The sequence below is a fragment of the Janthinobacterium sp. 67 genome, assembly GCF_002797895.1.
Classification (GTDB): Bacteria; Pseudomonadota; Gammaproteobacteria; order Burkholderiales; family Burkholderiaceae_D; genus Janthinobacterium.
This window is the reverse complement of the sequence record NZ_PGES01000001.1, coordinates 4,595,020-4,615,670: the sequence shown is the minus strand read 5'-3', so window position 1 is coordinate 4,615,670 and position 20,651 is coordinate 4,595,020. Positions and strand designations below refer to the sequence as shown.

At 60.7% G+C, this 20,651-nt stretch carries 18 protein-coding genes; 3 read left to right on the top strand and 15 right to left on the bottom strand.

Annotated elements, in window-relative coordinates; translation table 11 throughout:
- Positions 1 to 113: 113 nt before the first annotated feature.
- The gene (gene cyaY / locus CLU90_RS20710; RefSeq protein WP_092718296.1) at positions 114 to 443 is read right to left on the bottom strand and encodes an iron donor protein CyaY; all 330 of its coding nucleotides are present in this window, start codon (positions 441 to 443) and stop codon (positions 114 to 116) included.
- A 40-nt stretch (positions 444 to 483) separates the two neighbouring features.
- Between cyaY and lptM the strand changes: the two genes are divergently transcribed.
- Positions 484 to 666: an LPS translocon maturation chaperone LptM gene (gene lptM / locus CLU90_RS20705; RefSeq protein ID WP_092718293.1), complete on the top strand. Its 183-nt coding sequence runs from the start codon at positions 484 to 486 to the stop codon at positions 664 to 666.
- Here the strand turns inward: lptM and CLU90_RS20700 are convergent.
- The 5 genes from CLU90_RS20700 to CLU90_RS20680 all read right to left on the bottom strand — a co-directional run bounded on the left by CLU90_RS20700 (position 663) and on the right by CLU90_RS20680 (position 6,545).
- Positions 663 to 1,316: a sulfite oxidase heme-binding subunit YedZ gene (locus CLU90_RS20700; RefSeq protein WP_100428821.1), complete on the bottom strand. Its 654-nt coding sequence runs from the start codon at positions 1,314 to 1,316 to the stop codon at positions 663 to 665. The genes lptM and CLU90_RS20700 overlap by 4 nt on opposite strands.
- 9 nt (positions 1,317 to 1,325) lie before the next feature.
- Positions 1,326 to 2,303 (bottom strand): protein-methionine-sulfoxide reductase catalytic subunit MsrP, encoded by a 978-nt coding sequence (msrP, locus tag CLU90_RS20695; protein ID WP_100428820.1) that lies wholly within the window; start codon positions 2,301 to 2,303, stop codon positions 1,326 to 1,328.
- Positions 2,304 to 2,375: 72 nt separating this feature from the next.
- A complete protein-coding gene (ccsB, locus tag CLU90_RS20690; RefSeq protein WP_442906705.1) occupies positions 2,376 to 3,530 on the bottom strand; it encodes a c-type cytochrome biogenesis protein CcsB in 1,155 nt (384 codons plus the stop codon).
- 61 nt (positions 3,531 to 3,591) lie between these two features.
- Positions 3,592 to 5,688, bottom strand: coding sequence for a cytochrome c biogenesis protein ResB (locus tag CLU90_RS20685; protein WP_100428819.1), 2,097 nt, complete (start codon positions 5,686 to 5,688; stop codon positions 3,592 to 3,594).
- Positions 5,689 to 5,873: 185 nt separating this feature from the next.
- Positions 5,874 to 6,545, bottom strand: coding sequence for a c-type cytochrome (locus CLU90_RS20680; RefSeq protein WP_100428818.1), 672 nt, complete (start codon positions 6,543 to 6,545; stop codon positions 5,874 to 5,876).
- A 186-nt stretch (positions 6,546 to 6,731) separates the two neighbouring features.
- Between CLU90_RS20680 and yihA the strand changes: the two genes are divergently transcribed.
- Positions 6,732 to 7,475 (top strand): ribosome biogenesis GTP-binding protein YihA/YsxC, encoded by a 744-nt coding sequence (yihA, locus tag CLU90_RS20675; RefSeq protein WP_034753234.1) that lies wholly within the window; start codon positions 6,732 to 6,734, stop codon positions 7,473 to 7,475.
- 69 nt (positions 7,476 to 7,544) lie between these two features.
- On the opposite strand, the gene CLU90_RS20670 is transcribed toward yihA, so the two are convergent.
- The 5 genes from CLU90_RS20670 to CLU90_RS20650 all read right to left on the bottom strand — a co-directional run bounded on the left by CLU90_RS20670 (position 7,545) and on the right by CLU90_RS20650 (position 15,156).
- A complete protein-coding gene (locus tag CLU90_RS20670; protein ID WP_232731278.1) occupies positions 7,545 to 8,453 on the bottom strand; it encodes a hypothetical protein in 909 nt (302 codons plus the stop codon).
- Between the two features lie 258 nt (positions 8,454 to 8,711).
- Positions 8,712 to 11,822 carry an efflux RND transporter permease subunit gene (locus tag CLU90_RS20665; protein ID WP_092718277.1) on the bottom strand — a complete coding sequence of 1,037 codons (3,111 nt, stop codon included), beginning with the start codon at positions 11,820 to 11,822 and terminating at the stop codon, positions 8,712 to 8,714.
- Entirely contained in the window at positions 11,819 to 12,985 is a 1,167-nt protein-coding gene (locus tag CLU90_RS20660; protein WP_092718274.1) for an efflux RND transporter periplasmic adaptor subunit, read from the bottom strand. Before CLU90_RS20660 ends, CLU90_RS20665 begins: the two co-directional genes overlap by 4 nt.
- A gap of 87 nt (positions 12,986 to 13,072) precedes the next feature.
- A complete protein-coding gene (locus CLU90_RS20655; RefSeq protein ID WP_092718271.1) occupies positions 13,073 to 14,431 on the bottom strand; it encodes an ATP-binding protein in 1,359 nt (452 codons plus the stop codon).
- Positions 14,428 to 15,156 (bottom strand): response regulator, encoded by a 729-nt coding sequence (locus CLU90_RS20650; protein WP_034753223.1) that lies wholly within the window; start codon positions 15,154 to 15,156, stop codon positions 14,428 to 14,430. Before CLU90_RS20650 ends, CLU90_RS20655 begins: the two co-directional genes overlap by 4 nt.
- 186 nt (positions 15,157 to 15,342) lie before the next feature.
- Here CLU90_RS20650 and CLU90_RS20645 point away from each other — a divergent pair, with 186 nt between their 5' ends.
- Complete coding sequence (locus CLU90_RS20645; RefSeq protein ID WP_157808871.1) at positions 15,343 to 15,846, top strand: Spy/CpxP family protein refolding chaperone; 504 nt, start codon at positions 15,343 to 15,345, stop codon at positions 15,844 to 15,846.
- A gap of 112 nt (positions 15,847 to 15,958) precedes the next feature.
- On the opposite strand, the gene dsbD is transcribed toward CLU90_RS20645, so the two are convergent.
- The 4 genes from dsbD to rpsD form a co-directional block, all read right to left on the bottom strand.
- Complete coding sequence (gene dsbD / locus CLU90_RS20640) at positions 15,959 to 17,908, bottom strand: protein-disulfide reductase DsbD (protein WP_092718264.1); 1,950 nt, start codon at positions 17,906 to 17,908, stop codon at positions 15,959 to 15,961.
- A 158-nt stretch (positions 17,909 to 18,066) separates the two neighbouring features.
- Positions 18,067 to 18,459: a 50S ribosomal protein L17 gene (rplQ, locus tag CLU90_RS20635; protein WP_034753219.1), complete on the bottom strand. Its 393-nt coding sequence runs from the start codon at positions 18,457 to 18,459 to the stop codon at positions 18,067 to 18,069.
- Positions 18,460 to 18,593: 134 nt separating this feature from the next.
- A complete protein-coding gene (locus tag CLU90_RS20630; RefSeq protein WP_008444343.1) occupies positions 18,594 to 19,571 on the bottom strand; it encodes a DNA-directed RNA polymerase subunit alpha in 978 nt (325 codons plus the stop codon).
- Between the two features lie 199 nt (positions 19,572 to 19,770).
- Positions 19,771 to 20,394: a 30S ribosomal protein S4 gene (rpsD, locus tag CLU90_RS20625; RefSeq protein ID WP_038496998.1), complete on the bottom strand. Its 624-nt coding sequence runs from the start codon at positions 20,392 to 20,394 to the stop codon at positions 19,771 to 19,773.
- Between the last annotated feature and the right edge of the window lie 257 nt (positions 20,395 to 20,651).

Sequence of the window (20,651 nt, the reverse complement as noted above, 5' to 3'; positions counted from 1 at the left end):
CGCTAACAATGTTGTCGGATTACGCGCTCGCGCGCTAATCCGACCTACGTTTCAGCAATAAAAAAGGGCAGCCCATGCGGGCTGCCCTTTTTTATTGCATGCGGCTGACAGGATTATTTCAACACCACAGTCGCGCCCGCCTGCTCGCTGGCCATGGCCGACAGGGCCGCAAACAGTTCCGAGCCGTCGCGTGTGTTGCGCCATTCGTCGTCCACGCGCTTGTAATGGAAACCGCCGGAACGGGCGGCCACCCACATTTCGCGCATGGGGGCTTGGCTGTTGACGATGATTTTCGTGCCGTTATCGATGAATTCGATTTCCAGCACATTGCCGCTGCGGCTGCATTCGACGTCGAGCACGTCTTCATCGTTCAGCCGGTCCAGCGCCGCCTCGATCTGGGTCAGGGTGGCTTCGGCCAGGGCCAGGAATTCCGATTCGCTCATGCTACACTCCAAAGATCTTAATCAAACCGTGATTCTAATCGTGAAGTCATCCTCAGCGTTTTATATCGGCACCGCCATTGTGGTTTCTAGCATCCTGGCCGGCTGCGGCCAGCCCGGTCCTTTGTACCTGCCCAAGCCGCCAGCGGCCAAGGGCGCGCCAGCCAAAGGCCCCGTCGAACCGGCGCCCGTGCCGCCGCCACCGGTGATCGTGCCGGCAACCTAAGTCGAGCGTACCGGGGTGGCAGCCTTGGCCGCCCTGGCGCTTTTCTCGCGCTTGCTCCAGGCGAAATAAACGCGTATTAGCAGCAATAGCGCGACGATGCTGCCGAACAGGATCGGTTGCGCAAAATTATTCTTGCCCGCCTTCATCCACCAGAAGTGCAAGATGCCCAGCGGCGCGATGATGTAGATCAGCCGGTGCAGCCATTGCCAGCGCTTGCCGCCCAGGCGTTTTACCATGCCGTTCGTGCTCGTCACGGCCAGCGGAATCAGCAGCACGAAAGCGATAAAGCCCACCGTGATGAACGGCCGCTTGAGCACATCCTTCCACATTTCCTGCACATCGAAAAAGTGATCGAACCATAAAAAGGTCGTGAAGTGCAGCGCCGCGTAGAAAAACGCGAACAGGCCCAGCATGCGTCGCAGCTTGATCAGCCAATTCCACTGAGTGAGTCGCCGCAAGGGCGTGACCGCCAGGCTGATGCACAGGAAATACAGGGTCCAGTCGCCCGTGCCGCGCGTGATGAATTCCAGCGGCTCCACCAGTTGCCCCGTGTACGTCAGCCAGACCATGCGTGCGAACGGCAGCAGCGCCAGCAAGAAGATCAGGCTTTTCAGCAGCGACAACTGCCTGGCTGTGGGATTGAGGACCATGGTCTTTCCTTAAAAGAACTTCTTCAGATCCATGCCCGCGTACAAGGATGCGACATCGTTGTAGCCATTGAACATCAGGGTCTTGCGCTTGCGCGCCAGAAAACCGTCTTCGCCGATGCGCCGCTCGGAAGCTTGCGACCAGCGCGGATGGTCGACGTTCGGGTTCACGTTCGAGTAAAAACCATATTCGGACGGCGCCGACAGGTTCCACGAGGTACGCGGCTGTTCCTTGACGAAACGGATCTTGACGATGGATTTGGCTGACTTGAAACCGTATTTCCACGGCAAGACCATGCGCACGGGCGCGCCGTTCTGGTTAGGCAAGGTTTCGCCATACATGCCCAGGGTCAGCAGCGCCAGCGGATGGTTCGCCTCATCGATGCGCAAGCCTTCCGTATAGGGCCACTGCAACACGCGGCTGCCCACGCCCGGCATCTGCTTCTTGTCGGCCAGGGTGATGAATTCCACGTACTTGGCATTGCCCGTCGGCTCGACCTTCTTGATGATTTCCGAGAAGGAATAACCGACCCACGGGATGACCATCGACCAGCCTTCCACGCAGCGCAAGCGGTAGACGCGCTCTTCCAGCGGCGCCAGCTTCAGCAGCGCGTCGAGGTCCAGGGTCATCGGCTTTTTCACTTCGCCTTCGATGTTGACCGTCCACGGCCGCGTGCGCAGGGTGCCCGCGTTTTGCGCCGGGTCGCTCTTGTCCGTGCCGAATTCGTAGAAATTGTTGTAGCTGGTGGCGTCTTTATACGCCGTCTGCTTGTCCAGCGCGGAATAGGCGGGATTGAGCTTGGCTGCCAGCTTGGGATTGGTGCCTTGCGCGAACGCTTCGCGGCTGGCCATTTCCAGCAAGGCCGCGCCGGAGATCGACCCCAGCGCCACTTGCCTGATGAAGCTGCGGCGCGATTCGAATACGGCGCGCGGCGTGATTTCGGAAGAAAACGGCAACTCGATGCCGTTGGGACTGCGCTTGATCAACATGGCGGCTCCGGAAAAAGGTGATTGGATATACCTTACACCAGTTTTTCCGGGCCGTTCATGACGCTTCTGTCATTAAAGTTTGCCGTAAGAATGCAGGCCTGAAAGGAACATATTCACGCCGAGGAAGGCGAACGTCGTCACCAGCAAGCCCACCAGCGCCCACCACGAGGCGACGCGGCCGCGCAAGCCCGTCATCAGGCGCATGTGCAGCCAGGCTGCATAGTTGAGCCAGACGATCAGCGCCCACGTCTCTTTCGGATCCCACGACCAATAGCCGCCCCACGCTTCAGCCGCCCACAGGGCGCCCAGGATGGTCGCTACCGTGAAGAAAGCAAAGCCCACGGAAATGGCCTTGTACATGACGTCGTCAAGCACTTCCAGCGACGGCAAACGGTCGACCAGGTAGCCGCTTGACTTGAGCAGGTAGGCGGCCGCCACCATGGCCGACAGGGCGAACGTGCCGTAACCGATGAAGTTGGCTGGCACGTGGATCTTCATCCACCAGCTTTGCAGGGCCGGCACCAGCGGCTGGATTTCGGCCGCGTCGCGCGTGACCGTGTACCACATCAGGAACACGACGGCCGCCGAGATGACCAGCATGACGAAGGCGCCCAGCTGGCGCGTCGCGTAACGCTGCTCGTAATACAGGTAGAACATGGCCGTGATCAGGGAAAACAGGATGAACACTTCATACAGGTTCGACACGGGAATATGGCCAACGTCGGCGCCGATCAGGTAAGACTCGTACCAGCGTACCAGCATGCCAGTCAGGCCCAGCACGACGCCGGCCCAGCACAACAGGGAGCCGACGGACGAACCGAATTCCGAGCGCGCCACGAGGCCGATCCAGTAGAACAGGGTCGACAGCACGAACAAGGTGCCCATCCACAGGATGGCGGACTGGCTCGACAACATGTATTTCAGGAAAAATTTCTGGTTCGCCATGTCCAGGTGGCCGCTGTACAGCTCGATGGCGAACAGCGACAGCACGGCGGCCAGCGGGAGCAGCCAGCGCACGGGCTTCCAGTGCCAGCCCAGCCACGCGAACGTGGGCGCCGCGGCCAGCAGAATGGCTTTTTCATAGATATCCATGAAGGCGCCAAAGCGCATCAGGCCGAACAGGGAAGCGGCCAGCAAGCCGGCGCCGTACAGCCAATCGATCAGGCTCAGGCGCTTGAAAAATCCTGGTTCCTGCGTATATATTTGCTTGTTTGCCAATTCCATCATTTTCTCCATTCCCGGCGGCGCTGCAGCGCCCCGAAACTCAGCCAATCCAACTCAGCGCAGCTTACGCCGATTGCGGCAGCTTTGCCTTCAAAGTCTCAAATTCTTTTTCAAAATCCAGCGTCTTGCGCTGCGTGCTCATGGCCATCAAGGCCTCGCTCGCCCCCTCGCCATCCTTGATCCAAACCCACAGGCGGCGCTCGCGGATATAGAACATGGAAAATACGCCGATCACGAGGAACAGGCAACCGAGGTAGACCACGCTCTTGCCCGGCGAACGCGTCACCTGCAGCACGGACGCCTTGATTTCCGTGAAGTCATCGAGCTGCAGGTACACGGGCGCGCCATAGAAGAAGCTGTCGGACAGCGCATTCGTGGCCAGTTGCAGAAAGCGGCCATGCTTGTCATCGGCCTCGATGGCTTTCAAGCCATCCTGGGCGCGTGCCGCCTGCCACAAGTCCCACAGGCTGCCGTTGAGGATTTTCATGAAGATATCGGCCGCTTTTTCTTGCTCGGCGGCAGGAATTTTCTCCAAGAAACGCGAAATGGCGAGGAAACCGCCCTCTTGTCCATTGCCGGCAAAGATGCCCAGGCTTTTCGCCGCCGACTCCTGCAACTGGCCGCGCAAGGCTTCCGCGCCCGCCTGCGGCATGGCGCGCGCCGCATAGCGGGCGGCCGCCTGCTGGCGCAGTGCGGGATCTTGCAGCGCGGCACGCAAGCGCATCCATTCGTTCACGCTGTAATTGTCATCGGCGGGAATGCGCAGATAGCTGAACGGGTCGCTGGGGTTGATGCGCATGCCGGCCAGGAACACCGTGGCGCCGTCGACCGTGACGGGCTGCATGTAGTTCTGGTATTCGCGCGCCTGGCCCGTCTTGTCGCGCAATTTGTATTGCACCGAAGGACCGACATTCTTGAGATCCTTGTTATGCGCGTTCTTTGCGGCCGAACCGAGGCGTTTATCGAGGCCAACGGCAAATTTATCGTTGAAACTTTCCGCCTTGCTGACGGCGCGCACGTCCTGGCCCGCGCTGAGGTTTTCCACGTTAAACGGACGGAAACCCGACCATTCCACCGTGTAGGAATTGCCATCGCTGCGCTCTAGCGGCGTGCTGCCGCCCACTTCGCCGCCGATATCGAAGCGTTTCGTCGTCTTGCCCGCCATCGGGTAGCCAGTCAACTTGAGTTTGCTGCCGCCATCTTCAAAGCTGGACTGGTACAGGGCCAGGCCCTTGTAGAGCAACGGCTGGTTGACTTTGATCGTCGCTGGGAAACTTTTCCCTGTTTCATGATCGGTAATGACGACATCGCTGGCGAACAGCTTGGGCATGCCCGTGCTGTAGAAATCGATGTGGAATTTTTTCAGCAGGATGGTGATGGGCAAATCCTGGATCAGCACGCCATCGGCCTGGGGAATGATGGCCGTGTTGCTCGACGAGCCTTCCGGGATCATGGTATTGCCGCGGAAAGTAGGGTTCGACAGGCTCAAACGGTGCTGGGCGGGAATGTCGGCGATCACGCCGCTGCCCGCAAATGGCGTCTTGCCAAAGAGCCACTGTTGTACGCGGATCGGCATTTCCGAATCGAGCAAGCCGCCCACGCAGATGATGACGATGGCGCCGTGGGCAAAGATATAGCCCCACTTATTGGCCGCGCCCCGCTTGGCGGCCACCAGGGTGGCATTGTCCTTCTCGACCACCTTGGCCTGGTAGCCGGCGTCCTTCAGGCGCATCACCATCTGCTGCGCCAGCACGGCGCGCGGCAGCGGCGCCTGCCATTCCGTCTTGTGGTGGAAATTGCGCAAGGATTGCTCGCGCACAGTTTCGCGCCAGCTGCGCATGTCCTTGAGCATTTTCGGCGCATTGCGCACGATGCACAGCGAGGTCGAGGCGACGAGGAAACCCATGATCACGAGGAACCACCAGGCCGAATACACGGAGTACAGGCTCAGCTTGTCAAAGACGGCAAACCAGAACGGCCCGAACTGGTTCACATAATTGGGCATGGGCTCGTTCTGCTTGAGCACGGTGCCGATGATGGAAGCGATGGCGATCAGGGTCAGCAGGCTGATGGCAAAGCGCATCGACGAGACCAGCTCGACAAATTCAGCCAGGCTGCGGCGTTGGGTTTTTAACTCGATTCCGGTCGTGCCAGTGCTCATACGTGGATACTCATACGGGATATGCAATCTTCAAGAAAATGTAGGCATGGAGCAGAGTGTTTCTCCGCGCAAGGCGGCAGCATACTCCTGTTTGGCCCTGGCCATAAAAAAGGGCGGCCTGTCGAGACGGCCGCCCTTCTTCATGCGCACTGATGCGTCTGGCAATCTCTTGCCACTATGAAAACTTACTTCAGGCCGGCGATGTAATCGGCCACGGCGGCAATCTCGTCATCCGACATGCGGGCGGCGATGGTGTGCATTTGCGCACTGTTCTTGCGGGCATCGGCCTTGGTGCTGCGGAACATCGTCAGCTGGGCCACCGTGTAATCCTGGTGCTGGCCGGCGATGCGCGGATACTGGACGGGAATGCCATTGCCCGTCGCGCCATGACAGCTGGCGCAGGCGGCAACTTGCTTGGAAGCAATGCCACCACGGTAGATTTTCTTGCCCAGGTCGATGGTATTCTTGTTTTTCGCGGCACCCGGCTTGGAGACCTGCGCCCCCAGGTAGGCGGCGATATTCTTCTTGTCGGCGTCGCTGAGCATCTTCGCGTAGGTCGTCATGACGGGCTGGTTGCGCTCCGGCGTCGTGAAGTCGACCAGTTGCTTGTAGATATAGCTTTCGTGCTGGCCAGCCAGCTTCGGATTGACCGTGATGGTCGAATTGCCGGCCGCGCCATGGCAGGATACGCAGGCAGGCAGACCGCGCGCCGCATCGCCATCGGCGTACAGGGTAGCGCCCTTGGCAGCGTCGGCCTTGGCGGCCGGTTGTGGTGCTTCGACCGCGGAGGCAGTTGCCGATACAGCCAGCAAAGCGAGCAGCATGGATTTGAACAACGGTGAAAACGCACGATTCATTCAGGCACCCTGAGACAGTGAGAAATTAGTGGTGGACATTGCCGCGCCCTGGGGATTTTTGCTTTATTTTCAGGGCCGCAAGCCGCATCGCTGCTACGCCGGCAACAATAAACAACCCCTTATTGTACAATAGCTTCTTGGCGTTATCGCTCCCTTATCGCTCCCTTTTGTTGCTTTACTACTCCCATGTCAAAACTCTGGCAAGCCCGCTTCTTTACGACCGTCAACCAATTGCGTGACCTGCCCGATACCACGGTGCCGGAAATCGCCTTTGCCGGCCGCTCCAATGCCGGTAAATCGACCGCCATCAACATCTTGTGTAATCAGAAAGGCTTGGCGTTCGCCTCCAAGACACCTGGCCGTACCCAGCACATCAACTACTTCTCCATCGGCGGCGCCCACGTGGCGCAGCACCGCAAGGATGCCACTATCGTCGAAGAGATCGAATGCCTGCTGGTCGACTTGCCGGGCTACGGCTACGCGGAAGTATCGGGCTCGGCCAAATTGCACTGGCAGCGCCTGCTGGGCGACTACGTGCAGCGCCGCGAGCAATTGGCCGGCTTGATCCTGATCATGGATTCGCGCCGCCCCTTCACCGACCTGGACATCCAGATGCTGGAATGGTTCGCTCCCACAGGCAAACCGATCCACTGCATCCTGACGAAAGTCGATAAGCTGAACCGCAATGAGTCCGTCAACGCACTGCGCCAGGCAAAAGCCAAGCTCGACAGCTACGTGGATGAAGACGGCGTCGGCTTCCCGTTCACCGTGCAACTGTTCTCGGCCCTGAAGCGCGTCGGCATCGACGAAGCCAACGACAAGATCATGGAACTGGCCGGCATCAGCGAAGACGGCGCGGCCCAGATGGTCGAACTGATCGAGATGGAAGACGACGTCGAGCCGGAAGCGGGTACCGACAAACCGGCTTGATCGAGATCAACGCTGCGTAAAAAAGGCTGCCCGTTCGCACGGTGCAGCCTTTTTTATTGCAGCGAGCGCCTAGCGCCGTCCCGGCCCTGGCCGCTTTTCCGAAAAGAATTCCTGGCGCAGGAAGGCGGTCAGCTCGGCCGTGTCCTCCACCCTGGCGCTGAGGTTGACGTTGCGCCCCAGGCGCCGCGATTCCCACACGAAGTCGCCCGGTTTTTCGGCACGGATCAGCTGGATCATCTTCTTGATGATGGCCGTCTCGATATCGGGCTCATTGCCCAGCTCCACTTTTTCCTGCTTCAGCCAGTTGCGCTTGAAGTTGCCATTCCAGCCCTTGAACTTGACTTCCGCGCTGAACGAAGTCTGGTTGACGATGGAAAACACGCCCCCCGAATCCTCGCGATCGCTACCGGAATTGCGCCCCTGGGCACCGGCGATATTCGCCTTGGCCACACGCATGGCGCGGTCGTTTTCGCTTTCCTCGGCCGGCGGCGTGGGATTTTGCGCCTCGCGCTGCTTGCGCCGCTGCTCGATCATCGAGCTCATGTCTTCGGCGGGCGGCGGTGGCAACGGCACTTTCGACACCAGCGGCGGCGTGTAGGTTTCCAGTTTCGGCTTGTCGCGCGGCACGTCTTTTGTCACCACGCGCTTGCTCGGTGCCGGCGGCGGTTTCACCTTGGCCACTTTCGTGTCCTTCGGCTTGGGCGTGGGTTTCGGTTGCGGCTTCGGTTGCGGCTTGTCCTTCAGCGGCGCGATGTAGACCATCGCGCTTTCCTTCTTCGGCGGCGGGATCTTTTCGATCTTGTCGCTGCGCAACAGGACGTACGCGGCCAGCAGCACGTGCAGCAACACGGACACGCCGAGCGCAACCTTGCGCGTGGTGCTGGTCCTGGACCCGTAGGCCGGTGGTGGCTGGATCACTTGCCCGCAGGTGGGGCAAACATCGGAATCGGCAGCCAACAAATGGGTCGTGTCATGCAAAATGAATCGTGCTTTCTGTGTAGCGAAGAAATAACATTACAGGGCAGCCATAGTGCCAGAGTCCCTTGCTTTTGGGAACACTTCCTCGGCATTTCCAACCCGAAGCGTACAGGATAGCGGCATTCCTTGCAGCGCTGACCAGAGTACCCGAGCCGTCCCTTGACGGTTGTTACCGTATGTATCACTGCCCATACAAAACCGGCGCCCCATTCACTCAGGAAAGGGGCGCCGGTCACGGGGCACAGCTCACGCAAGCGCTCAAGCCTTGTTGTCGAGCGCCACCAGTTGCTCGTCCGTCACAGGTCCCGTGCCGCTGTACTTGTCCAGGAACAGATAGATGACTGGGGTGATGAACAGGGTAATTACTTGCGAAAACAGCAATCCGCCGACCACGGCCAGGCCCAGCGGCTGGCGCAGCTCGGCGCCCGCACCGAGGCCCAGGGCGATGGGCAAGGCCCCCATCAGGGCCGCCGCCGACGTCATCATGATGGGGCGGAAACGCAGGATGCACGCCTGGCGGATGGCTTCGGGCGGGCTCATGCCTTCATTGCGCTGCGCATGCAGGGCAAAGTCGATCATCATGATGGCGTTTTTCTTGACGATGCCGATCAACATCAGGATACCGATGATGGCGATCATGGTCAGATCCATGCCGAACAGGCGCAAGGTCAACAGCGCGCCCACGGCCGCCGACGGCAAGCCGGCCAGGATGGTCAGCGGATGGATGTAGCTTTCGTACAGCACGCCGAGCAGCACATAGATCACGGCCAGCGCGGCGATGATGAGGATGATCTGGCTCGATTGCGAATCCTGGAACACGGCCGCATCGCCGCCATAGCGCGTGATGATGGACGCCGGCAAGCTCATGTCCTTGCCCATCACGTCGATCTTGCCCGTGGCCACGCCCAGCGGAACGTCCGGCGCCAGGTTGAAGGCGATCGTGACGGCTTGCAACTGCCCCTGGTGATTGACGGAGGTGGGGCCTATCGTGCGTTCCACGTAGGCGATGCTCGACAGCTTGACCAGCTCGCCCGACTTGCTGCGCACGGACACGCGCGTGAGCGCATCGTCATACTGGCGGTCCGCCGTGGCCGCTTCCAGGATCACGTAATAGCTGGCGGCCGACGAATAGATGGTCGACACTTGCCGCTCGCCAAAGGCGCTGTACAGGGCCGTGCGGATATCGGACATTTGCACGCCCAGCAGGTTGGCCTTGTCGCGGTCGATCCGCAGGGAAGCCTGCAAGCCCTTGATCTGCGAATCGCTGGTGACGTCGCGGAAGGCGGGATCGGCGCGCATGCCCGCAATAAACTTTTCCGCCCAGTCATTCAAGGCGTCGGGACTGACGCTTTGCAGGGTGTACTGGTAGCGGCTCTTGCTCTGGCGCCCGCCCAACTGCAAGTTTTGCACGGGACGGAAATAGACGGCCATGCCCGGCACGGCGCTCGTCGCGCGGCGCAGGTTTTCCAGGACCACGGGCATTTTCGGCCGTTCGCTGCGCGGTTTCAAGACCATGAACATGCGGCCCGTGTTGCCGCCGCCGACGAACGACGTCACATCCTGCACGCTGGGGTCCGCCTTGAGCACGGCCGCCACGCGGCCTTGCAAGTCCTGCAGTGCGGCTGAAGAGATATCTTCCGACGCTTCCGTATTCACCTGGATCTGGCCCAGGTCTTCCTCGGGAAAGAAACCTTTCGGAATGGTCGCGTACAGCAGCACCGTCAGCGCAAAAGTGCACACGGCAATGAACAGCACCACGTTGCGGTGCGCCAGGGCCTTGTCGAGCAGATGCACGTAACCGTTGCGCAATTTCGTGAAACCCGCTTCGAAGTGGCGGCCGATGAAGGACTTTTCGCCATGCGTGGGGTCGTTGTCATTGTGCTCGCGCGAGTCGGCCGGCAGGAAGCGGCTGGCCAGCATCGGTACCAGGGTCAGCGACACGATGGCCGACACGAGGATGGACAGCGAGACGACGACGGCAAACTCGTGGAAAAGCAAACCGATCACGCCCGGCATGAAGAAGATGGGGATGAACACGGCCACCAGCGAGACGGAAATCGAGATGATGGTGAAACCCATCTCCTTGGCGCCCACGAGGGCCGCCTGGATCGGTTTCTTGCCCATCTCGATATGGCGCACGATGTTTTCCAGCACCACGATGGCATCGTCGACCACCAGGCCCACGGCCAGCGTAATGCCCAGCAGGGAAACGTTGTCGAGGCTGTAGCCGAGCCAGTACAGCAGGGCCAGCGCGCCCAGCAGCGAGATCGGCATGGTGACGGCCGGAATGAAGGTGGCCGCCGCGCGGTGCAGGAAGAGGAAGATCACCAGCACCACGAGGATCACCGTCAGGGCCAGGGTCAGGTTGACGTCGTGGATGGCTTCGCGGATCGAGACGGACCGGTCGTTGACCAGGCTGATCTGGATGGAGGCAGGCAGTTGCGCCTTGAAACCGGGCAAGAGTTTGCGCACGGCATCGACCACCTGCACCGTGTTCGCATCCGGCTGGCGCTGCACCAGCAAGGTGATCGAGCGCTCGCCATTGAAACTGCCGGCCGTCTTGGTCGACTGGAAACTGTCTTCCACTTCGGCCACTTCCTTCAGCCGCACGGGCTGGCCATTGCGCGTGGCGACGATGAGTTCGGCAAAATCGGCCGCCTTCATCATTTGCGGGTTGCCCTGGATGGTCAGGGTCTGGCTGGGTCCGTCGAGGATGCCCAGCGGCGAATTCGTGTTCGAAGCGCGCAGCGCCGTGGCCAGCTCGTCCATCGTCAGGTTGCGCGCGTTCATCAGGTCGGCACGGGCGCGCACGCGCACGGCAAAGCGTTTCTGGCCATTCACGCTGACCTGGGCCACGCCAGGCAAGGTCGACAGGCTGGGCGCGATCAGGTTTTCCGCATAATCGTTCAGGTCCGACAAGTTCAGCGATGGCGACGTCATCTGGATGAACAGCACGGGCGCGTCGGCCGGATTGACCTTGCGGTAGGAAGGCAAGTCCGTCATTTCCGTCGGCAACTGGCGCTGCGCGCGCAGCAGGGCCGCCTGCACGTCGACGGCGGCCTCGTTGACATTGATGCTGGCGTCAAACTCCAGGGTCAGCGAGGTATTGCCCAGGGTACTCGTGGACGTGATCAGGCTCAGGCCGGCGATGGTGGAAAATTGCTTTTCCAGCGGCAAGGCAACGGACGACGCCATGGTATCGGGGCTGGCGCCGGCCAGGTCGGCGCTGACGTTGATGACGGGCGTGTTGTAGCTTGGCAAGGCGGCCACGGGAATGTGGCCATACGCCAGCACGCCGGCGAGGATGATGGAGAGGGACAGCAGCACCACCATGACGGGGCGGCGGATGCTCAGTTCGGACAGGTTCATGCTGGCTTGCCCTGCGGTGCGGCGGCGCCATCGGCAGCCTTGTGTTTTTCCGCCAGGCGCACCTTGCCGCCCGGACGCAGGTTCTGCTTGCCATCGACGATGACTTGTTCATCGCCATTCAAGCCGGTCACGACGGCATTCGGACCGAACGCATACACGCGGGCAATCTTGCGCACCTTGGCCGTGTTATCAGGCTCCATCGAATACACGAAGACGCCCGTGGTATTGGTGATGATGGCGTTTTGCGGAATGACGAGCGCATCCTTGAGCGTGCGCACCGTCAGCTGCGTATTCACATACTGGCCGGGCCACAAATCGGTTGCGCCATTGTTGAAACGCGCCTTGACCTTGATCACGCCCGTGGCGGGATCGACGGCATTGTCGATGAAGCTGAGTTTGCCCTCCATCTGCTTGCCGCCCGCGTCCGACAGCAGCGCCTTGACCGCCACTTCGCCCGCCTTTTGCGCCGCCAGCAAGCCCGACAGGCTGCTTTCCGGCAAGGTGAAGGACACGTCGATCGGGTCGAGCTGGGTGATGCTGGTCAGCGACGTGGCCGGCTGCACCAGGCTGCCCGCGTACACATTGATGGCGCCCACCCGCCCCCCCTGTGGGGCGCGCAGGACGGTGTAGCTGGAGTCGACCTGGGCGGCGCGCAAGGCGGCCTGGTCGGCAGCCAGCAAGGCGCGTGCCGCGTCGAGCTGGCTTTGCAGGGTGTCGACGGCACCCTGGGCAATAAAATTCTTGCTCAGCAAATCCTGGCTGCGCTTGAGCTGGCGCTCGAGGTCAGCCACCGAAGCGCGGTCGCGCAAGACCTGCGCCTGCGCCTTGTCGACATTCGCGTGTTCGCTGCGCGCGTCCAGCGTGAACATCAGCTCGCCTTGCTTGACGAACTGGCCTTCGCGGATGTGTACCTTGGTAATCGTGCTCGTCGTCTGCGGGTGCAAGTCGACGCTGCTGATCGGCATCACGCTACCATTGGCTTGCAGCACCATCGGCACATCCTGGCGCACGGGCGCCACCACGCTGACAGTCGTCGGCGCCTGCGCCCCATTCTTGCCGCCCTTGCCTTTGGCCGCGTCACCCGGCTGATGATTGAAATACCAGATGCCGCCACCGATACACAGGGCCGCACCCACCAGGATTGCCAGGCTAGTCTTTTTCATTATTCTGTCACGCTGTCGCAGCGCAAGGCTGCAGGTTGAAAGTGGTTACCAGAGGGCTTAACGCGCAATATTGTCGCATGGAAATGCTTACTTTCCTGCGTAATACTCTGGCACGATGAGGGTGACTTCCAGTCCACCGTCGACGTGATTGGCCAGCAAGACCGTGGCGCCATGCTGCTCGGCGATGTTGCGTGCGATGGTCAGGCCCAGGCCCGTGCCGCCCGATTCGCGCGAACGCGAGGTCTCGATGCGGTAAAACGGTTCGAACACCTTGGCCAGCTGATCGGGCGCAATACCGGGGCCGCCGTCGCGGATACGGATGCGTGCCGCGCCGGCGATGCGCTCGACATTCACCTGCGCATACTGGCCATATTTGACGGCATTGTCGATCAGGTTCACCAGGCAGCGCCGCATGGCGATCGGACGCGCCATCAAGGCCATGCCCGCCTGTCCACTGAGGGTCACTTTCTGGCCGGCATCAGCTGCGTCGGAACAGACACTGTCGAGCAGGGAATCGAGGTCGAGCGCCTGCATCGCTTCCGTGCTGTCCATCGAGCGGGCCAGGTCCAGCCCTTCCTTGACCATGCTTTGCATGGCCGACAAATCGCCCACCAGGCGGTCATACAATTCCGTATCGGCCACCTTTTCCAGGCGCAGGCGCAAACGCGTCAGCGGCGTCTGCAAGTCGTGCGTGATAGCGGCCAGCATTTGTGTACGCTGGGAAATGTGCTGGCGGATGCGCGCCTGCATGGCGTTGAAGGCGGCGCTGGCCTGGCGGATTTCGCTGGCGCCCGACAAGGTCAGCGGCGGATGGTTGATGTCGTTGCCCAGGTCTTTCGCCGCCTGCGCCAGCTGCTTGAGCGGGCGCATGGTCATGCGCGTGACCAGATAGGCGAGGATGGCGATGCTGATCAGGAAAGGCAGCAGGGTCATCCAGTCGTTATGTTCGTTGAACGGCGGCTGCTGGCGCGGCGGCAAGACCATCAGGCGCAGCACGTGACCGTCCTGCATGCGCACATCGAGGTTTTCGCAAGTGCCACCCCATGGCTTGGCGGAAAACATGCCCGGTGACTTGCGCGGCTCGATGCAGGCGGCCGGACGTTCGGCCAGCGCACTGACCTTGAAGCCTTCGCCCAGTTTCGCTTGCAGGGCGGTGGAAAACTCCGTCGGCTTGCCCGGAACATGTTCGACGTCGGGACGCAATTCCAGGCGCACGCTGCCCTTGTTGGCCACTTTCAGGTAGGCGGCGCGCGAGGCCAGCGGCACCACGTCGGCCGCCATCACCAGCTGCTCGGCCCGCTCGACGGCGTGGTAGTCGCGGTACTGTTCGATCGCGCGCTGGCGTTCACCCACGGCCAGCCACTGCGTCAGCGCGGCCGAAGCGACGATGCCGATCAGCAAAAACATGAAGACCCGGCCCGTCATCGAGCCCAGGAAGGCCTTCACGCGTGCGGCTCCACATTGACCTGGCCGGCCAGCACGTAGCCGCCGTTGCGCACGGTCTTGATGATTTGCGGCAAGCGCGCGTCTTCACCGAGCTTTTGCCGCAGGCGGCTGATCTGGATATCGATCGAGCGGTCGAACGGATCGGCGTCGCGCCCCTGCGTCAGGTTCAGCAGCTGGTCGCGGTTGAGCACGCGGTTCGGGTGCTCGAGGAAGACGCGCAGCAGGCGGAATTCCGCGCCCGACAGCATGATCACGAGGCCGCTGGGATTGAGCAAATGGCGTGCCGTCAAGTCCAGCGTCCAGCCGGAAAAGCGGATCTGCTGCGCCTTGTCCGACGGCACGTTCGACGGCATCGCATGGCTGCGGCGCAGCACGCTGCGTATGCGCGCCAGCAATTCACGGGGTTCGAACGGTTTCGGCAAATAATCGTCGGCGCCCATTTCCAGGCCCAGGATGCGGTCCAGCGGCTCATTGCGCGCCGTCAACATGATCACCGGCACCGTCGATTGCGCGCGCAGCTTGCGGCACAGGGTCAGGCCGTCGTCGCCCGGCAGGTTCAAGTCGAGCACGATCAGATCGGGCCGCGTTTCATCGAGGATTTTCCACATGGCCGTGCCGTCCGCCGCGCCCAGGGTACGGTAGGCGTTCGTTTCCAGGTAATCCGCCAACAAGCTGCGGATATCGCGGTCGTCGTCGACGATGAGAATTGTAGAAGTAGGTTCCATGGTACGAATTATCCCCACTTCCCCAGGCCTTGCACAGCGCATTTGTATCGTCTTGTATATAGAAGACGCGAAGAAACATATCGATACAAACTGTCTGGCAGCGGACACTTCGGGGAAACATGGAGAGTCCAACATGGCTTCATGTGCAGCAACATGTACATCCCTCACTTTTACAAAGGAATCCAGATGAACGCCTCAATGACAACCTTGCGCAAGAATTTGATCATCGCCATGAGCGTACTCGGCATGGGTGCGGCATCGCTGACCGTCCACGCCCAGGAAGCGGCCGCCAGCGCGCCTGCCGCCAGCGCCAGAATGCAACATGAAGGCCACCGCGGCGGCAACCCTGCCGAACGCATGGCCAAATACCAGGCCCGCCTGCACGACAAGCTGAAGCTGACGGCCGCCCAGGAACCGGCCTGGGCCGCGTTCACGGCCGCCAACGCACCGAAAAAACCGATGGGCGACTGGAAAGCCAGGCATGAAGCGATGGCCAAGCTGTCCGCGCCGGAACGCATGGAACAGTGGATCGCCATGTCGAAGGAACGCATCGCCGACCAGGAAAGCCGATTGGCCTCGCTGAAGACTTTTTATGCCGTGCTGACGCCGGAGCAAAAGAAGGTGTTTGACGACAGCGTGCCTGGCGGCAAGCATGGCGGCCATCGCGGTGGCCACCATAAAGCAGGCTGAGCGTAGGTCGGATTGGCGGCGGAACGCCGCGCAATCCGACAACCTTGTTGACGGGTGCGGTGGTGTCGGCTTACGCCCTGGCGGGCTAACCCGACCTACCCGGCCTACCGTCCTACTCGTCGAGCTTGCGCAACGAGGTCAGGAAGGTTTGCGCGTTCTGGAAGCCGATCACGCGCGACTGGGCGATTTCCTGCCCTTGCGGGTTGAACATGATGATGCCCGGCGGGCCGAATAGCTGAAAACGTTTCAGCATGGCCTTGTCGTCCGCATCATTGGCCGTCACGTCCACCTGCAGCAGCACGGCCTGTCCCATCTTCTCGCGCACGGCGGGGTCGACGAAGGTCAGTTTTTCCATCTCGATGCAGGACACGCACCAGTCCGCATAAAAGTCCAGCAAGGCCGGCTTGCCGTTCAACTGGGCCAGCGCCGCATCGAGCTGCGCCACGGTTTTTACCCGCGTAAACGGCTGCGCATGCACTTGGCCACCACCCAGGTGCGCCAGCGGCGCCAGCGGGTCGCGGCCACCGCTGGCCACGCCGACCAGTTGCAGCACGCCCAGCACGGCGAAGACGAGGCCGAAGGCCCTGGCGACCCAGGCGTTTTTCGCACTGCTCTTGCCTACCAGCAGATACATGCCGTAGCCGACGAACAGCACCATCCAGCCCAGCATCTGCACCGCGCCCGGTAGCACTGGCGAGACCAGCCACCAGGCCACGCCCAGCTGCAGCACGCCAAAGAAGCGCTTGACGGCATCCATCCACGCGCCGGCGCGGGGCAGCAAGGTGCCGGCCGACACGCCCACCAGCAGCAGAGGCACGCTCATGCCCACGGCCATCGCAAACAGGGCGCTGCCGCCGATGACGACGTCGCGCGTCTGGCTGATGTACAGCAAGGCGCCGGCCAGCGGCGCGGCCACGCATGGCCCCACGATCAGGGCGGAAATGGCGCCCATGACGAACACGCCCGCCAGGCGGCCCGACGCTTGCTGGTTCGACACGGACGTCAGCTTGCCTTGCAGGAAAGCCGGCACTTGCAACTCATAAAAACCGAACATCGACAGGGCCAGGCCCGCCATCAGCAAGGCAAAGAAACCGAGCACCCACGGGTTTTGCAGCTGGGCCGCCAGGCCTTCGCCCGCCAGGCCGGCCGCCACGCCCAGCACCGTATACACGATGGCCATGCCCAGCGCGTACGTCAGCGAAAGCAGCAAGCCGCGCGAGCGGCTGACCTTGGCGCCATCGCCGATGATGATCGACGACAAAATCGGCACCATGGGCAGCACGCACGGCGTAAATGCCAGGCCCAGGCCCAGCAGCATGAACAGGGGCACGATGACGAGCAGCTTGCCGCCCTTCAGGGCCGCTTCGATCTTGCCCATTTCGCTTTGCGCGGGCGCGGCGCTGGCCGCCACGGGGGCCGCCGCTACCGGCTCGGGCGTGCTGGTGATGTCGGCCTGGGGAATGCTCATCACGGACACGCCGGGCGACGCCTGTGCCTGCGGACCGTTGACGGCCGCCGTGTCGACTGCGGGCGCTGCCGGCAAGGCGAATTTCGACGGCAGGCCGGCGCCGGGCGCCTTGCTTTGGCCGCCGCCACCGCCCACCAGCTGCGCCGTCGCGTCCTGCGGCGCATAGCACAGGCCCTTGTCGGAGCAGCCCTGGCCCGTCGCCTTCAGGGTGAACGCGCCGGCCGCTTCCACGGGTATCGTGATGGTGAGGGTCTTGCGGAAGGTTTCCACGTTCTTCTGGAAAGTCTCGTCGAACTTGACCTTGCCGGCTGGATACACGGGCGTACCCAGCCTGGCGCCCACGGCCTCGAACTTGAAGCGCTCGTGGTACATATAGTAGCCATCGGCGATCACGTAGGTGACGGCGATGGTGGACGGGTCCTGCATGCGGGCGGAAAACTTGAAGGCCAGCTCGGGATCGAGGAATTCATCGTCGGCACGGGCATGACTGGCGCCAAAGACGGCCATCGCCAGCAGCAGACAGGTGGTAAACCAGAGCAGCAGTTGATGCAAGGGAGCGGCGCGCGCGGTGGCGCTGGAGGGGAAACGGGACATGAACTACCTTTTCGACCATTCGACAGAGGACGCGCGGAGCAGGCAGCGCTTGTGCCGGGCCGGCGCGAAAGAAGAATAGTACACCGCAGCAAGGATAGCTGCAGCAGAAAACAAAAAAGCCAGGCTAGGCCTGGCTTTTTCAGATGCAATTACTGGGATTACTCGCCAGCAACTTCAACTGCTTCGGTCGTATCTGGACGATCCATCAGTTCAACGAACGCCATAGGAGCGTTATCGCCGACGCGGAAACCCATTTTCAGGATACGCACATAACCACCGTTACGGTTGGCGAAACGCGGGCCCAGTTCAGCGAACAGCTTGACGACCATTTCACGGTCGCGCAGGCGGTTGAAGGCCAGACGCTTGTTTGCCAGGGAGTCGGTTTTGCCCAGGGTCAGAATTGGCTCGACAACGCGGCGCAGTTCTTTTGCTTTTGGCAGGGTGGTTTTGATCGCTTCGTGACGCAGCAGCGATACTGTCATGTTGCGCAGCATTGCCAGACGGTGGGACGAGGTACGATTCAGTTTACGGAGGCCGTGACCGTGACGCATGGTAAATCCTTTCGGTAGTGAGTTTAAATCCAGTTCTTCGATCAATGAAACCAGGGTTTCATCGCGGACCGGTTTGGTACTTCAAAAATAAAAGCCTGGGACACCTGTCCCAGGCAGTTTGCTACAACTTCGAATTACTTTTCCAGGCCTGCAGGCGGCCAGTTTTCCAGCTTCATGCCCAAGGTCAAGCCGCGCGATGCCAGCACTTCCTTGATTTCGTTCAGGGACTTGCGGCCCAGATTTGGCGTTTTCAGCAGTTCGTTTTCCGAACGTTGGATCAGGTCGCCGATGTAGTAGATGTTTTCCGCTTTCAGGCAGTTCGCCGAACGCACGGTCAACTCCAGGTCGTCGACTGGACGCAACAGGATAGGATCGACCAGCGGAGCGCGCGATGGCGCCTCGGCGGCGGCTTCCGTGCCTTCCAGGGCGGCGAACACATTCAACTGGTCCACCAGGACGCGGGCCGACTGGCGGATCGCTTCTTCCGGCGAGATCACGCCGTTGGTTTCGATGTTGATGATCAGCTTGTCCAGGTCGGTACGCTGTTCGACGCGGGCCGATTCAACGAAGTACGATACACGGCGCACTGGCGAGAACGACGCATCCAGAATGATGCGGCCGATGGTCTTGTTCGTGTCTTCCGACAGGCGACGCACGTTACCAGGAACGTAGCCGCGGCCTTTTTCAACCTTGATCTGCATGTCCAGCTTGCCACCGGCGGTCAGGTGGGCGATCACGTGGTCAGGATTGATCAGTTCGACGTCGTGCGGCAGGTCGATGTCGGAGGCCAGGATCGCGCCTTCGCCTTCTTTTTTCAGGGTCAGCGTTACCGAATCGCGGTTGTGGACTTTGAAAACCACACCCTTCAAGTTCAGCAACAGATCGACGACGTCTTCTTGCACGCCATCGAGGGAGGAATATTCGTGGACGACGCCAGCGATCGTCACTTCGGTCGGCGCGTAGCCTACCATCGACGACAGCAGAACGCGGCGCAACGCGTTACCCAATGTGTGGCCATAGCCGCGCTCGAACGGTTCCATCACGACCTTGGCGTGACCTGCACCGAGAGCTTCAACATCGATAATACGTGGCTTCAACAAACTGTTTTGCATGAAATGTCCTTTTCAATACCCTCGGCTCATTACACCGATAAGGCTGATGGCATTAATAAAACGCCCACTCAGCTGAGCGGGCGGGCGGAACGCTTAAAAACGACCGCAGCTACGTTATGACTCCTAGCCGTGCACATGCACTGTCTTCGTCGCCATGCCTTGCTGCGCTCATTTTGCAAGCGCCCCTCTTGAACTGCTATTAACGCGAGTACAGCTCGACGATCAGCGATTCGTTGACGTCGTTAGCGATTTCGTTACGCTCTGGCAGGGACTTGAAAGTACCTTCCATTTTCTTGGCATCAACCGAAACCCAGCTAGGCATGCCAACTTGTTCGGCCAGCGACAGTGCTTCAACGATACGCACTTGCTTTTTCGATTTTTCACGAACAGCGATGATGTCGCCAACTTTGACCGAGTACGAAGCGATGTTCACAACGATACCGTTCACGGTGAACGCTTTGTGGCTGACCAATTGACGCGCTTCAGCGCGGGTCGAGCCAAAGCCCATGCGGTAGCAAACGTTGTCCAGACGCGTTTCCAGCAACTTCAACAGCGTTTCGCCGGTGTTGCCTTTACGACGGTCTGCTTCAGCGAAGTAGCGGCGGAATTGACGTTCCAGCACGCCGTACATGCGCTTGACTTTTTGCTTTTCGCGCAGTTGGTTACCGTAGTCCGAGGTGCGGGCGCCGGATTTGACACCGTGCTGGCCTGGCTTGACGTCCAGTTTGCACTTGCTGTCCAGCGAGCGACGTGCGCTCTTCAGGAACAGGTCTGTACCTTCACGGCGGGAAAGTTTTGCTTTAGGTCCGATATAACGTGCCACGATACTTCCTTTTTTTAAATGATAACGCCCCAGCCACATGCATGATCAAACACACTGATGCGGTTAGGCGCTAGTCTGATTTGGTTTCAATCAGACGGTGGCTGAAAACGAAAAACCCGTCAAATCAAATTTGACAGGCAAGAACAGCCGGGCAGTATAACCGTTTCCGGCTCCCTGCTCCAGCGTTTTCACACAACTGTACTGAGTTACAACAGACAGCAAAGCAGCTGGCGCCGAAGCGCCCTCTGCAACACTAT